This is a genomic window from Chryseobacterium sp. RLHN22, from assembly GCF_051011795.1.
GTDB classification, from domain to species: domain Bacteria; phylum Bacteroidota; class Bacteroidia; order Flavobacteriales; family Weeksellaceae; genus Chryseobacterium; species Chryseobacterium zhengzhouense.
Genome location: NZ_JBPCHW010000002.1, coordinates 225,003 through 239,561, shown reverse-complemented (window position 1 = coordinate 239,561; position 14,559 = coordinate 225,003). Strand labels below are relative to the sequence as shown.

The following is a 14,559-nucleotide window of genomic DNA, read 5'->3' as shown; positions in this document are numbered from 1 at the left end:
TCAATACAAGCCAGACCAAAAATCTGATTTATGAAGACGAAAAACATTTTAAATATACTCTCGATCACAGTTTTTTCGATTGCATCAAATTATTTGAATGCTCAGGAAAAAAACTACGTTTCCGAAGTCTGGGTTGCCGATCAGGGAAAAACTTATAAAAACCCGATCCTTTACGCAGATTATTCTGATCCGGATGCCATTCGTGTGGGTGAAGATTATTATATGACCGCTTCAAGTTTCAATGAAGCTCCGGGATTACCGATTCTTCACTCAAAAGATATGGTGAACTGGAAATTGGTGAATTATGCCATTCAGGATATTTTACCTAAAGAACATTTCTCCATACCAAGACGTGGTGATGCGGTTTGGGCACCTTCCATCCGTTTTCATAAAGGAGAATTCTACATCTACTGGGGCGATCCCGATTATGGAATATATATGGTAAAAACCAAAGATCCGCTCGGAAAATGGGAAGAACCTGTTTTGGTGATGGAAGGAAAAGGCTTGATCGATTCCTGTCCTTTTTGGGATGAAGACGGAAATGCTTATTTAGTTCATGGATGGGCGGGAAGCCGCGCCGGAGTAAAAAGTATTTTATCTCTTAATAAAATGAATCCTGAAGGAACAAAAGTTCTCGATAAAGGTGTTCATGTTTTCGACGGTCACGAATCCCATCCAACAGTTGAAGGTCCGAAAATGTATAAAAGAAACGGCTACTACTACATTTTTGCTCCGGCAGGAGGTGTGGCAACAGGCTGGCAATTGGTATTAAGATCAAAAAATATCTACGGTCCTTACGAAGAAAAAGTTGTGTTGGAACAAGGCTCAACAAAAATCAACGGGCCTCATCAGGGCGCTTGGGTAGACACGCCTTCCGGAGAAGACTGGTTCTATCATTTTCAGGACGTAGATGCCGGAGGAAGAATTATTCATTTACAGCCAATGAAATGGGAAAAAGACTGGCCTGTTATCGGCATTGACAATAATAAAAACGGAATCGGCGAGCCGGTTTTAACATACAAAAAACCAAACGTAGGAAAAGCTTATCCTATCGTCACTCCTCCTGAAACAGATGAATTCGATGGTGAAAAAATAGGGTTACAATGGCAATGGAGTGCGAACGAAAATATCGTTTGGTCTTCCAAACTTCCCGGACAGAAATTTTTAAGATTATTCTCCATGAAAGTTCCTGAAGATGAGAAAAACCTTTGGAATGTCCCAAATTTATTAACCCAAAAATTCCCCGCTCCGAATTTTGCAGCTTCAACAAAGGTTAAATTAACTCCCGAAGATGCTAAAGAAGGAAAAACTGCAGGACTCTTGATAATGGGATTAGATCATCAATCCATTGTGATCACCAATAAACCAGACGGATTCTATATTCAATTAAGAAGAGCCGAAAAAGCAGATAAAGGCGGCGAAGAAAAGGTTTTATTTGAAACTAAATTAAAAGGAAACGAAGCTTATTTAAAAGTGAATGTAAACGAACCAAACGGTTTATGCCAGTTCAGCTACAGCGAAAACGGAAAAAGTTTCACAAAAGTAGGCGATATTTTTCAGGCAAAACCAGGAAAATGGATCGGTGCTAAAGTCGGTTTATATAGTGTAAGCACTGCAAAAGCACCTCGCGGCGGATATGCCGATTTTGATTGGTTTAGAATTACTAAAAATTAAGATTTAAAGCTCTCGCAGATTGAGCAGATAACGCAGATGATTACAGATAACTTTTTTCATCTAAATTAAAAATCTGCATAATTCGCCCAATCTGCGAGAGAAAAAATAAACATTCGATTTTGAAATAAAATCAAAAAAAATTAAAACTCAAAAAATAAAATGAAGAAGTCTCTTAAAGTAATCGGTTTAGTAGCAGCAATGATGTTTTCAGGGCAAATCTATGCTCAGAACCTTGATATTTATAAAAACATTGAGTTTAAAATGCCTCAGGTTGCAGAAACTTCATTTGCAGCCAATACCGTTTCCATCACACAATACGGCGGTGTTGCAGGCGGAAATGTAAAAAATACAGAAGCTTTTAAAAAAGCTATTGAAGATTTAAGTAAAAAAGGTGGCGGAAAACTGATTGTTCCTCGTGGAATGTGGTTAACAGGTCCTATTGAATTAAAAAGTAACATCAATCTTCATGTAGAAGAAGGAGCATTTATCGTTTTCAGTAAAGATAAAAATGATTATCCTTTGGTGGATGTAAGTTTTGAAGGATTAAATACAATTCGTTGTCAATCTCCTATTTCAGCTAAAAATGCAACCAATATTGCCATAACAGGAAAAGGCGTAATAGACGGTAGCGGTGATGCGTGGAGAGCCATCAAAAAAAGTAAAGTTTCAGAATCTGAATGGAAGAACATCGTAAAATCAGGCGGAATTTTATCCGCAGACGGTAAAACATGGTTCCCATCAGAAAGCTATAAAAAAGGATTTGAAAGCAGTTCGAATTTTAATGTTCCTGATAAGATTTCTAAAGATGATTTAAAAACTGTAAAAGATTTTCTTCGTCCGGTAATGGTAAGCTTGGTAGGTTGCGACAAGGTGTTGTTAGACGGGCCGACTTTCCAGAATTCTCCGGCCTGGAACCTTCACCCGTTGATGTGTTCAAATGTGATTTTAAGAAATCTTACCGTTAGAAATCCATGGTTTTCTCAAAACGGTGACGGTGTAGATTTAGAATCTTGTAAAAATGTTTTGATTTACGACAATACTTTCGACGTTGGTGACGATGCAATCTGTATCAAATCAGGAAAAGATCAGGACGGAAGAAAAAGAGGAATGCCGACTGAAAATGTAATCATTAAAAACAATGTTGTATACCATGGTCACGGAGGTTTTGTGATCGGCAGCGAAATGTCCGGAGGAGCTAGAAACATTCACGTTTCCGATTGTACTTTCATCGGAACAGATATCGGACTTCGTTTCAAAACCACCCGTGGAAGAGGAGGAATCGTTGAAAATATTTACATTAAAAATATTGATATGATTAATATTCCGACCCAGACGATTGGTTTCAATATGTTCTACGAAGGAGCTTCTCCGGTGTTGGAAGACGGACAAAAGCAAGAGGGTAACAAAACACCTGAAAAAACTTATCCGGTAACAGAAGAAACTCCTATTTTCAGAAATATTTTCTTTAAAAACATCAATGCAGTAAATTCAGATGAAGCGATTACCTTATTCGGTTTAGCAGAAATGAATCTTAAAAATATTGTGATTGAAGATTCTCAGTTTGAAACAAGAAAAGCTTTAACGATCGTAGATGCAGACGGAATTCAGTTGAAAAATGTAAAACTGAAATATTCTCAGGGAACAGGAGCTACGATTTATAACAGTAAAAATATCAACCTTTCCACAGTGAAATTTGAATCCGCAAACAAGCCGTACGTAAAGGTTTTAGGAAGTAAAACAGGAGCAGTATTATTACCGAAAGAAGTAACGTCTGATAAAAGCTTACTTTCTATCGGAACGGATGTAGCGAAAAATGCAGTTAAATAGTTGGAAAATCGCAAAGGCGCAAAGATATTTTCATGTTGTAAACTTTTAAGAAATACGGATTTTATCTTCGATAAAATTTTACACTGAAAATCTTTTGTCAGATTGCTTCCACAAGATCAGCATGACAGCTTATTAACAGTTAGTATTAGAGATGTCACACTGAGCCTGTCGAAGTGTCTTTGAGCCTTAAAAAATTATGAAGATTAAAAAGCTTTGTGCCTTTGCGAAAATCCAACAATAAAAAATAAAAATCAGTATTAAAAAAATTCCACAAGCGAATGATTTTTAACAGAAAACATACTTATATTTCTATTTTTTTTGTGGGGACAATGGCATTCGGGCAGGTAAATCGACCGAATGCTACTCCTTACACCACCGAAGGTACGTTTGAAAAATTCAAGAAAAAATATCCTTTCATCACTTCTATTGAAAGGCCAGCTCCACAAAATATCAAAATTGAGAAGGATGTGGAATATAAAAATGTTAACGGACTTTCTTTAAAAGCTGATGTTTATTATCCTTCAGACCCATCCAAAAAATATCCGGGAATAGCAATGGTTCATGGCGGTGGCTGGATTTCAGGAAGCAAGGAAAATGAAAAATTCATGGCGATGGAGCTCGCTTCAAAAGGTTATGTAGTAATTGCTATCGGCTATAGATTAGCAGATGTAGCAAAATATCCCGCCGGAGTTGAAGACATTGAAACCGGAATTGAATGGTTAAAGAAAAATCACCAAAAATATTCTTTAAATAAAAAGAAAATGGTGGTTTTAGGTGAATCTGCGGGAGCGCAAATTGCGACTTTGGTTGGCGTTCAAAAAAAGAATAAAATTCAGGCGATTGTCAATGTGGATGGCGTTGTTTCTTTTGTTCATGAAGAATCTGGAAAAGAGGGAACTTACGATGCATATTGGCTCGGTTATCAACAAAAAGACAATCCAAAAATATGGAAGGAAGCTTCACCGCTGGAATATGTGGATAAAAACACACCTCCTACCCTTTTCATCAATAGTTCTCAACCCCGTTTTCACGCAGGGCGTGATGATATGATGAAAAAACTGAAATACTATAATATTCTAACTGAGTTTCATGAAATCAAAGATACGCCGCATTCATTCTGGTCGGCTGAGCCTTGGTTTACAGAAACTTTAAATTTGACCGTTAGTTTTTTAGATAAAGTTTTAAGATAAATTTAGGTTGAGATTAATATTAAGGCTAGTTTAAAGCAAGTTTTATGAAAAAATTATTTTTAATTATTCTCATTTCAATGGCTAATTTTCTCTTTGCAGGAAATGATCCGTATATCAAAATTACCGTTGCCAAAGATGGAAGCGGAGATTTTACATCGATTCAGAAAGCGATTAATTCCATCAGAGATATGGGTCCGGCTGAAGCTTTGGTTTTTATTAAATCAGGAATCTACAATGAAAAAGTGGTAATTCCTTCTTCAAAACATAAAATCACATTAGAAGGTGAAAATAAAGACAATACCGTCATTACCAACAATGATTTTTCAGGGAAATTGGATTCATTTAACGAAAAAATGACAACTTTCAATTCCTACACTTTATTGGTGATGGGCGATGATATTAAAGTTAATAATTTAACGATTAAAAATTCTTCTTGCAACGAAGGGCAGGCGGTTTCTCTCCATGTTGAAGGTGACCGTTTTGTGATTAAAAATTCAAATATATTAGGTTGTCAGGATACAATTTATTCCGCAACCAATCACAGCAGACAATATTTTGAAAACTGCTATATCGAAGGAACGACCGATTTTATTTTCGGACAGGCCACCGTTGTTTTTAAAAATTGCACCATTAAAAGTTTAGCCGATTCTTATATCACCGCAGCGGCAACGGAAGCAGACCGACACTATGGTTTTGTATTTTTTGATTGTAAACTAATTGCCAAAGAAGGCATTACAAAAGTATATTTGGGAAGACCGTGGCGACCTTACGCAAAAACAGTTTTCATCAACACAGAAATGGGAAAACACATTGTTCCCGAAGGCTGGAATCCGTGGAAAGGCGATAAAATGTTCCCGGATAAAGAAAAAACGGCTTATTACGGAGAATTCGGAAGTAAAGGAGAAGGCGGAAACATTTCAAAACGTGTGAGCTGGTCGCATCAATTGACGAAAAAAGATTTAAAAAATTATACTTTAGAAAAGATTTTTGATGACTGGAATCCTAACATGAGTAATAAATAATCGGTAATGAGTAATAATAACCTCAATAAATCGACCTAGGAAAATGGAGCGTTAAGAAAATTAATTCTGTGAACGTTAAAAAAATTCTACTGTTTGAGCACGACACAAATAGTAAAAGAAGAACTAACATTCTATTCGTGCGAGTTTTAGAATTTTTAGAGAACAGAATTCATTTTTAGCGGAAGTTTCCAAGTCTTGAACTTTTTGTTCTTTTGTTTCAAGACAAAAGAACATTTAATTTAAAATTAATTTAAAATGAAAAAAATACTTTTAATATTCAGCTTAGCCATTTCAACTTTAATCCTTGCTCAAAAAAAACCAACTTTATTCCTCATTGGTGATTCTACCATGGCGAATAAAGATAATCCCGACAAAAACCCTGAACACGGTTGGGGACAAGTTTTACCATCGTTTTTCACCACAGGAATTGAAATTCAGAATCATGCAATGAACGGAAGAAGTTCAAAAAGCTTCAGAACGGAAGGAAGATGGGATAAAGTGGAAAAGCAACTGAAAAAAGGTGATTTTGTCATTATTCAATTCGGGCATAACGATCAGAAATTCAAAGATTCTACAAAATTTACCAATCCTTACACTCAATACAGAGCCAATCTGGAAAGATATGTGAATGAAACCAGAGCAAAAGGCGCAATACCTATTTTAATGACGTCCATTACCCGAAGAAATTTTAATGAAAACGGAGTTTTAATCGACACGCATAAGGAATATCCTTTAGTGGTAAGAATGGTTGCTGACGATATGAAAGTTGCTTTCGTGGACATGCAGTTATTAACTGAACAGTTAGAAATTTCTTACGGTCCGGAAAAATCAAAACTGCTTCATTTACATTTCAAAGCAGGAGAAAATGCTTATTATAATAAAGATAAAGCAGATGACACCCATTTATCAAGATTAGGTGCAGAATCAGTTGCAAAATTGGCGGTGAAATCTCTGAAAACTATGAAAACCGGTTTGGAGAAATATATTAAATAATAAAAACTCTCGCAGATTTAACAGATTAAGCAAATGAGAACTTAAAAAATCTGCGTAATCTGTTAAATCTGCGAGAAATAAAATAAACGTTACTTTGTCATTCTGACACAGCCTGAAGGGATGCGAACGAAGTTCAAAGAATCTCAACAAATAAAATGATCTAAATGATAAAATAGATTCTTCACTCCACTTCGTTTTGCTCAGAATGACAGTGAGCATAAATAATTTAATTTAAAAAATTCAAATAACATAAAAATGAATTTCAAAAAAGAACCATTTTTCGACGGAAATTCTGAGTGGGAAGATTTAGGAGACGGTGTTTCCAGACAGTTTGTAGGATACAACTCTCAGGTGATGATGGTCATTGTAAAATTTGAAAAAGATGCCATCGGAACTCTGCATCAACATTTTCATTCGCAAATAACCTATGTAGCAGAAGGAAAATTTGAGGTAACCATTGATGGTGAAACGAAAATATTACAGCAAGGTGACGGATTTTTTGCCCAACCCAATATTTTTCATGGAGTAAAATGTTTAGAAGCGGGAAAGTTGATTGATGCTTTTACCCCATTCAGGGAGGATTTTTTGAAAGATTAATTCACAAATATTCAAACCTAACAGGTTTAAAAACCTGTTAGTTTTTTTTTAATACACTTTAAAATAATAAATTAAAGTTATGAAAAAAGCCATTTTCTTATTTCTCATTTTCTTTTTCGTGCAAATTTCGGCTCAGGAAAAACTAATGTTCTGGCCAAAGGGCGAAATGCCTAATTCGAAAATTTTAGCTTCAAAAACCAAGAAAAAGAAAATCCTTGCAGAATTGAAAGAACCAGAACTTTTCGCATTTCTTCCTCCTGTAAAAGAAAGAAAGCAAATGTCGGTCATCATCATTCCGGGTGGAGGATATTCAAAACTGACCTATGATGAAGGCGCTTTTCAGATCGCCAAATGGATGAATACGCTGGGAATTTCAGCGTTTGTTCTCAATTACAGATTACCAACCTCATCGGATTTAGTTCAAAGAGAAATCGCTCCGTTGCAGGACATTCAGGCTTCCATTAAATACATCAGAAAAAATGCGGCACAATGGAATATCTCTCCTAATCTTGTAGGAGTTGTGGGAACTTCAGCAGGTGGACATTTAGCAGCAAGCGTAAGCAATATTACCACAGATTATACCGATTTAAAAGGTGATTGGACTTCAATTTCCACGATTCCTGACTTTGCCGTTTTATTTTGCCCGGTGATTGATTTTGGGGAATTTGCTCACAAAGGAAGCCGTGAAAGTTTGCTTGGAGAAAATGCTTCAGCAGAAAAAATTACAGAATATTCCATGCAAAACCGAGTGACTGAAAAAACGCCACCCACAATTCTGTTTCATAATCAAGATGATACAGCTGTTCCGCCAATGAACAGTATTCTGTACTATAAAGCCATGACAAAGAATAAAGTGAAAGGTTCATTATTTATATTCCCGAAAGGTGGACATCGTTTTTTTGTTACCGATAAAGATGTGCTGAGCGAAAACTGGAAAAAACTGTGTTCAGACTGGCTTGAAACCATCAGTAATAAATAATAGGTAATTTTAAAATGCTTTAAATAATTAATAACGTTATTACACTGAGCTTGTCGAAGTGTTTTGCGCCTTAACAACAGTATTTTATCAAAAAAAGCGCCTTTGCGATTAACCTAAACCATTTAATTTCAATGAAGAAGATAACTTTCATCATCATACTATTTCTTTTCAGCCAAATTTCTGCCCAACAGAAAATTACAGTTTGGCCGAAAGGGGAAATGCCTAATTCTAAAGGATTAAAATTAAATACCATTGAAGAAAAAGAAGGCCGAATCACTCAGATTCAGGGAGCTGAGCTGTTTGCTTTTTTACCCGCGAAAGAAGAAAGAAAGCCCATGGCGGTTATTGTCGTTCCGGGTGGCGGTTACAGACATCTGACGTATGATTTGGGAGGATATTCTTATGCAAAATGGCTCAATACTTTGGGAATTTCAGCTTTTGTACTGAATTACCGTTTACCCACTTCTCCGGATATAAAGCAGAGAGAAATCGGCCCACTTCAGGATATTCAGGCTGCGATAAAATTGGTCAGAAAAAATGCCGACAAGTATGGAATTTCTCCCGACCAGATTGGAGTTTTGGGAACTTCTGCTGGCGGACATTTAGCCGCAATGGTGAGTAATATTTCTATAGATTATACCGAATTAAACGGCGATTGGACGACAATTTCAACAGCACCAAATTTTGCAATTCTGGTTTCTCCGGTTATTGATTTGGGAGAATTTGCTCATAAAGGAAGCCGTGACAATCTATTGGGAGAAAATGCTTCGCAACAGAAGATTTCAGAGTATACCATGCAGAATCGGGTAACAGAAAAAACGCCACCTACAATTTTATTTCATGCTCAAAATGACAATGCAGTACCCGTCATTAACAGTATGTTGTATTATGAAGCCATGATTAAAAATAAAGTAAAAGGGGCGTTATTTATTTTCCCTAAGGGAGAACACAGTATCGGTATTTCCAATAAAACCGAACTGACGGACAACTGGAAAAAAGTGTGCGCAGACTGGCTTAAAACTATTAGCAATAAGAAATTGGTAATGAATAAAGATCTTTAATTAAAATCTAAAAATTATTTTTACCACAAAAGATTCAAAAGAAAAGTATGAAGAAATCTTTTGAAACTTTTACGGTTAAAAAAAACCATTCAAAAAAAATAAAAATGATAAAAACTATTCAACATAAAATCTTTTTATTGGCTTGCGGAACGATTATTTCTGTTTCAGCGTACGCCCAGCAGAATTTAAAATTAACCTACAACAAACCCGCAGAAAACTGGAACGAAGCTTTACCCATCGGAAACGGAAGATTGGGCGCTATGGTTTTTGGAGGCGCCATTCAGGAGCATCTCCAGCTGAATGAAGAAACAATTTGGGCGGGAGAACCGGGAAACAATGTCCCGAAAAACACATTCGACAGCATACAGAAAATCCGGAAACTCTTGAATGACGGAAAGTTTGAGGAGGCCCAAAACCTATCCAATATAACCTACCCAAGACAGGCTCCGAAAGATCTGAACTATGGGATGCCGTATCAAACCATGGGCGATTTGTTTTTAGATTTCAAAGGTCATGACAATTTTAAAAATTACAAAAGGACTCTGGACATCGAAAAAGCGGTAAGCACGATTTCCTACGAGGTAAACGGCGTAACTTACAAACGCGAAATTTTCTCGTCTTTTGTAGATAATGTAATTGTGATTAAACTGACCTCCAGCAAAAAAGGAAGTTTAAATTTTTCAGTCAACGCTTCTACCCCACACAAGATCCATTCGGTTTTCACGGATAAAAACCAGCTGATCATCAATGGTACAAGTGGTTCTGTGGATAATAAAATTGGAAAAATTAAATTCAAAACCGTTGCGGTTCCTGTTGTAAGAGGTGGCAAACTCACTTCTACAAAAGATAAACTCAATATTTCGGGAGCTGATGAAGTGGTATTGTATGTTTCGATTGCTACCAATTTCAAAAAATACAATGATCTTTCCGGTAATCCACATGCAAAAGTCGCTGAATATCTGAATAAAGCCTTAAATAAAAAATATAACGATGAACTCAAAAGTCACGTTGAAAAGTACCAGAAATATTTCAACCGTGTCAGCTTACATTTAGGAACGACAGATCAGGCGCAAAAAACAACCGATCTACGAATCAAAGAATTCGGAAGCTCAGGCGACCCCGATTTGGTGGCTTTGTATTTTCAGTTTGGCCGTTATCTTCTGATTTCTTCGTCGCAACAGGGTACTCAGCCTGCCAATCTTCAGGGAATCTGGAATTATCAATTGAATCCGGCTTGGGACAGCAAATATACAGTCAATATCAATACGGAAATGAATTATTGGCCTGCGGAAAATACCAACCTCAGCGAAATGCATGAACCTTTGTTTGATATGATTCAGGATCTGTCAGAGACCGGACAGGAATCTGCCAAAGAAATGTACCATGCAAGAGGCTGGAATATGCATCACAACACCGATTTGTGGAGAATTACCGGAATTGTTGACGGCGGTTTTTACGGAATGTGGCCAATGGGTGGCGCCTGGCTCACTCAGCACCTTTGGAATCATTATTTATACACGGGCGATAAAGAATTTTTAAGAAAATATTATCCTGCTTTAAAAGGTTCAGCTTTGTTTTATCTGGATGTTTTACAGCCTGATCCTTCGGGTAATTATCTGGTCGTTTCACCGTCCATGTCACCGGAAAACACCTACCTCAAAGGAGTCGGAATTACTGCGGGAACAACGATGGATAATCAGTTGGTTTTTGATGTATTTAACAATTTTATCAATGCCTCAAAAGTTTTAAATGAAGATCAAAACCTCTCGGATGAAGTAAAAACGGCTTTAGTTAAATTGCCTCCGATACAGATTGGCCAATACGCACAGTTGCAAGAATGGCTGCAAGATATGGACAAGACAACTGATAAGCACAGACATATTTCTCATTTGTACGGATTATTTCCTTCAGGACAGATTTCGCCATTTAGAAATCCTGATTTAACGGAAGCCGCAAAAAATTCGATGACGTACAGAGGTGATAAATCTACGGGCTGGTCGATGGGGTGGAAAGTAAACTGGTGGGCGCGATTATTGGATGGAAACAGAGCTTTTAAATTGATTTCAGATCAATTAACACCCGCTCCGCTAGATAATAAAGGAGAATCCGGAGGAACCTATCCTAATCTTCTGGATGCGCATCCGCCATTCCAAATTGACGGAAATTTCGGCTGTACTTCGGGGATTGCAGAAATGCTTTTGCAAAGTTATGATGGCTATCTTTACCTTCTTCCCGCTCTGCCTGATGCTTTGCCAGACGGTTCTGTAAAAGGATTAAAGGCAAGAGGCGGTTTTGAAATCGATATGGACTGGAAGAATTCTAAGCTTACGAAATTAGTGGTAAAATCTGCTTTGGGCGGAAATGCCAGAATCAGAATGGCGAAGGATATCCAGTTTAAATCTAAAAATAAATTAACTGAGGCGAATGGCGAAAACCCCAACGAATATTATCAGGTAAATTCTATTAAAACACCATTGGTTTCAGAGAAAGCTGAACTGAAAGGTTATCCGGTTCCGGAAACTCAGGTTTTTGATTTTGAAACGAAGAAAGGTGGTGTTTATAGGTTTGAAGTGAAATAATTTTAAAGAAAACATTCGAAAAATTGAAATCTCTTTTTTATTTTTACGCACTAAGTAAACATTTATGACAAGGAAAGTATTTTCATTTGCCTTCATTTTATTCGCAATCTGCTTTATTGCAGCACAAACTCATACAGATGCAGAATCTACCAATAAAATAACAAATACGGTTACTCAAACAGGGATCGGTTTGGGTTCTGTGATTGCAGTCGTATGTTCCTGGGATAGAAACAGGTCTATACTGTGGGCAATCATTCACGGAATTTTTGGGTGGTTGTATGTAATTTATTTTGCTATTTCAAGAAAGGAATAAAATTTTTAATTTTTTACATAAAAATCCTGATGCCAAAAACATCAGGATTTTATTTTTACTGAGAAATTTTGTTTTTCTTCAGCCATTTTGGGAAGTCGCTTTCTATCAGTTTTGTTCCGGCTTCGTTGTACCAGCTGTAGCCCATTCTACGCTCTTCGGAAATTTCTTCGTAATTAAATTTCACGCTGCCGTCACGATCTCCGAAAATAGGTTTATTGGTGGCAATATCATAAAATCTCGCCCATACCGACGAACCTTCCTTCCGGCTTAAAGTACGTACTGCTTTTCCGTTCACTTTAGAAACAGCATACGTGTATCCTTGAATCCGGCTTTCATCAAACCACTTTACCGCAAATTTAATTGATTTTTCAATTTCAGGGGTTAAAGGTTGCATCATCAGAAATTTTATAATCCCGATTGATTCTCCGGTTGCTAAGGAAACAGGTTCGAAAGCTCTCGCTTTTTCAGGCTTTAAAGTATTTTCATCGTATTGATCTGCCCAGATTGACAGTTTACCATTTTGGACAACCTGAGTTTTTAAGATACAATCAATTCCTTTTTGTACGGCAATTTTCGACCTTTCTTTCAATTTTGAATCCACTGCATCAAATCCTTCTTTTCCTTCTGCTGTGTTGTATAAAACCGTTAATGCATTAATCATCGCATTGTCATTATACGTTACCTGCTTTCTGTACAGCCCTGTATTCGGAAAATATTGTGGAAAACCGCCGTTTTCATACTGCATCGACAGCAAATATCCAATTCCTTTTTCTGCTGATTTTAGATAAGCGACGTTTTTAGTTGATTGATAAGCTTTAATCAAGCCATTGATTTCCCGTGAAGTTGCATTGTTATCAATCGTTGCAAAATCATTATCGGTCGCTTTGATTATTTTTAAAAGTTTCGGATCTATTTTCTTTGTATAATCTACGTTTTGCTTATCGCTTGTATGTTTACCCCAACCTCCGTTCGGAAGCTGGTAAACCATCATTTTTTCGGCTAAGGTATCTTTTACCTGAGCGGAAAGGTTAATGGCCATTAACCCAAGAGCGAATGTGTATATTTTTAGTTTCATCTTTTAAAAATTATTTAACTTTTACCACCAAAGGATTGGCAATGATTTGGGCCTGCTTCTGCAATATCTTTTCCCAATCTTCTTTTGTTGTAATCTGACCACTTTTCTGCCACGCAAACCCTGCATAGTACGTCAGTTTTTGCTGAGGTTTTGTCACGACCAACAAATTACTTTGATCCTGTGTTTCAGATTTGAAAGCAATAGACGTCTGAACAATTTTCGGATCAATTACAATTCCTTCACCTACGAAAGCATCATCTATTTTTTCCCAGTGAAGATAATATCCTGCTTTATCGTTCAGCTTAGATTCCCCTTCATTTTTATGCAAAGTAATTCCGACAGTGTAGTTAGGAACCGGCTTTTCAGCTTTAAAATCAGATTCAAATTTTGAAAAATTAGAACCTAAATCTAATGAAACGATTTTCTTTTCTGCCACTCCGAATTCACTCCATGGCGCATAAGTTAATTCAAAAACCGTTCTCAGCGGACCTTCTGCAATGGTTCTGGAGCTAATAAAGTTCTTTGAAACCTGTAGCTTTTCATCTTTCCAGATTCCGATTCCTCCCGTTCCGCGGCTGTCTCCGACATGATACGGATCGTAACCTTCCCCTCTAGTATCTTTGTGATAATACATCGGATCGATTAAATATCCTTTGTACCATTCATTAATTATGGATTTTTCAGTTCTTTTCAGCCAGATATCAACACCACTCGATAGTGTGCTGCCTTTTACGCCCGCCAATGCTTCAGCCTGACCTTTCGGACCATACACCCTGAATGCAATTTTATCATTCTCCCAGGTATAATCGTCTGCTCTTTCGGGAACCAGTCTCGAATAGGTTGTTAATTTACTTTCGGGAACAGGTGTTTTTCCATCGGCAAAAATGGTATAGGTATTTGTTTTTTTAGGATCAATAGCAGCTTGAAAAAGCAACTCATCATTTTTTCCGTCACCGTTATAATCAATCCATTGAACGGGAAGAGATTTTCCGTGCTGATCTTTGATTCTGAGATCGCTTTCTTTGTTTTTGCTTAAAAAAGATTTCAAATCTGAAACAGGAATTGAAACGACCTCATTTCTTGAAAAATCCAGGACATTTTTTACCTGAACAGAAGTTTGCGCATTCATTGAATTTATCACAATGCAAACGATTGCACAATTTAATCCAGCTTTTAAAATTTTATTCATAACTATTAAATGTTATTTTCTCAAAAGTATAAATATTCTGCATATAATTTCATTCTAAAA

The 14,559-nt window shown here is 36.7% G+C and carries 12 protein-coding genes; 10 read left to right on the top strand and 2 right to left on the bottom strand.

All coding sequences use genetic code 11. The annotated features are described in order from the left end of the window. Nucleotides 1–30 precede the first annotated feature (30 nt). The 10 genes from ACR1PN_RS03415 to ACR1PN_RS03370 all read left to right on the top strand — a co-directional run bounded on the left by ACR1PN_RS03415 (nucleotide 31) and on the right by ACR1PN_RS03370 (nucleotide 12,235). A complete protein-coding gene (locus ACR1PN_RS03415) occupies nucleotides 31–1,674 on the top strand; it encodes a glycoside hydrolase family 43 protein (RefSeq protein WP_433978889.1) in 1,644 nt (547 codons plus the stop codon). Between the two features lie 159 nt (nucleotides 1,675–1,833). Beyond that, complete coding sequence (locus ACR1PN_RS03410) at nucleotides 1,834–3,501, top strand: glycoside hydrolase family 28 protein (protein WP_433978888.1); 1,668 nt, start codon at nucleotides 1,834–1,836, stop codon at nucleotides 3,499–3,501. Between the two features lie 278 nt (nucleotides 3,502–3,779). Continuing rightward, a complete protein-coding gene (locus ACR1PN_RS03405; RefSeq protein ID WP_433978887.1) occupies nucleotides 3,780–4,691 on the top strand; it encodes an alpha/beta hydrolase in 912 nt (303 codons plus the stop codon). Nucleotides 4,692–4,735: 44 nt separating this feature from the next. Further along, nucleotides 4,736–5,713, top strand: coding sequence for a pectinesterase family protein (locus ACR1PN_RS03400; RefSeq protein ID WP_433978886.1), 978 nt, complete (start codon nucleotides 4,736–4,738; stop codon nucleotides 5,711–5,713). Nucleotides 5,714–5,968: 255 nt separating this feature from the next. Beyond that, nucleotides 5,969–6,706, top strand: coding sequence for a rhamnogalacturonan acetylesterase (locus ACR1PN_RS03395; protein WP_433978885.1), 738 nt, complete (start codon nucleotides 5,969–5,971; stop codon nucleotides 6,704–6,706). Between the two features lie 255 nt (nucleotides 6,707–6,961). Beyond that, a complete protein-coding gene (locus tag ACR1PN_RS03390; protein WP_378177530.1) occupies nucleotides 6,962–7,303 on the top strand; it encodes a cupin domain-containing protein in 342 nt (113 codons plus the stop codon). Nucleotides 7,304–7,382: 79 nt separating this feature from the next. Next, a complete protein-coding gene (locus tag ACR1PN_RS03385) occupies nucleotides 7,383–8,282 on the top strand; it encodes an alpha/beta hydrolase (protein WP_433978884.1) in 900 nt (299 codons plus the stop codon). A gap of 131 nt (nucleotides 8,283–8,413) precedes the next feature. After that, nucleotides 8,414–9,343: an alpha/beta hydrolase gene (locus ACR1PN_RS03380; protein WP_433978883.1), complete on the top strand. Its 930-nt coding sequence runs from the start codon at nucleotides 8,414–8,416 to the stop codon at nucleotides 9,341–9,343. A 104-nt stretch (nucleotides 9,344–9,447) separates the two neighbouring features. Next, nucleotides 9,448–11,922: a glycoside hydrolase family 95 protein gene (locus ACR1PN_RS03375; protein ID WP_433978882.1), complete on the top strand. Its 2,475-nt coding sequence runs from the start codon at nucleotides 9,448–9,450 to the stop codon at nucleotides 11,920–11,922. Between the two features lie 64 nt (nucleotides 11,923–11,986). Next, entirely contained in the window at nucleotides 11,987–12,235 is a 249-nt protein-coding gene (locus ACR1PN_RS03370; RefSeq protein ID WP_072957505.1) for a hypothetical protein, read from the top strand. Between the two features lie 55 nt (nucleotides 12,236–12,290). Here the strand turns inward: ACR1PN_RS03370 and pelA are convergent, their stop codons facing one another. Beyond that, nucleotides 12,291–13,310: a pectate lyase gene (gene pelA / locus ACR1PN_RS03365; protein ID WP_433978881.1), complete on the bottom strand. Its 1,020-nt coding sequence runs from the start codon at nucleotides 13,308–13,310 to the stop codon at nucleotides 12,291–12,293. Nucleotides 13,311–13,320: 10 nt separating this feature from the next. Continuing rightward, entirely contained in the window at nucleotides 13,321–14,499 is a 1,179-nt protein-coding gene (locus tag ACR1PN_RS03360; RefSeq protein WP_433978880.1) for a DUF4861 family protein, read from the bottom strand. Nucleotides 14,500–14,559 lie beyond the last annotated feature (60 nt).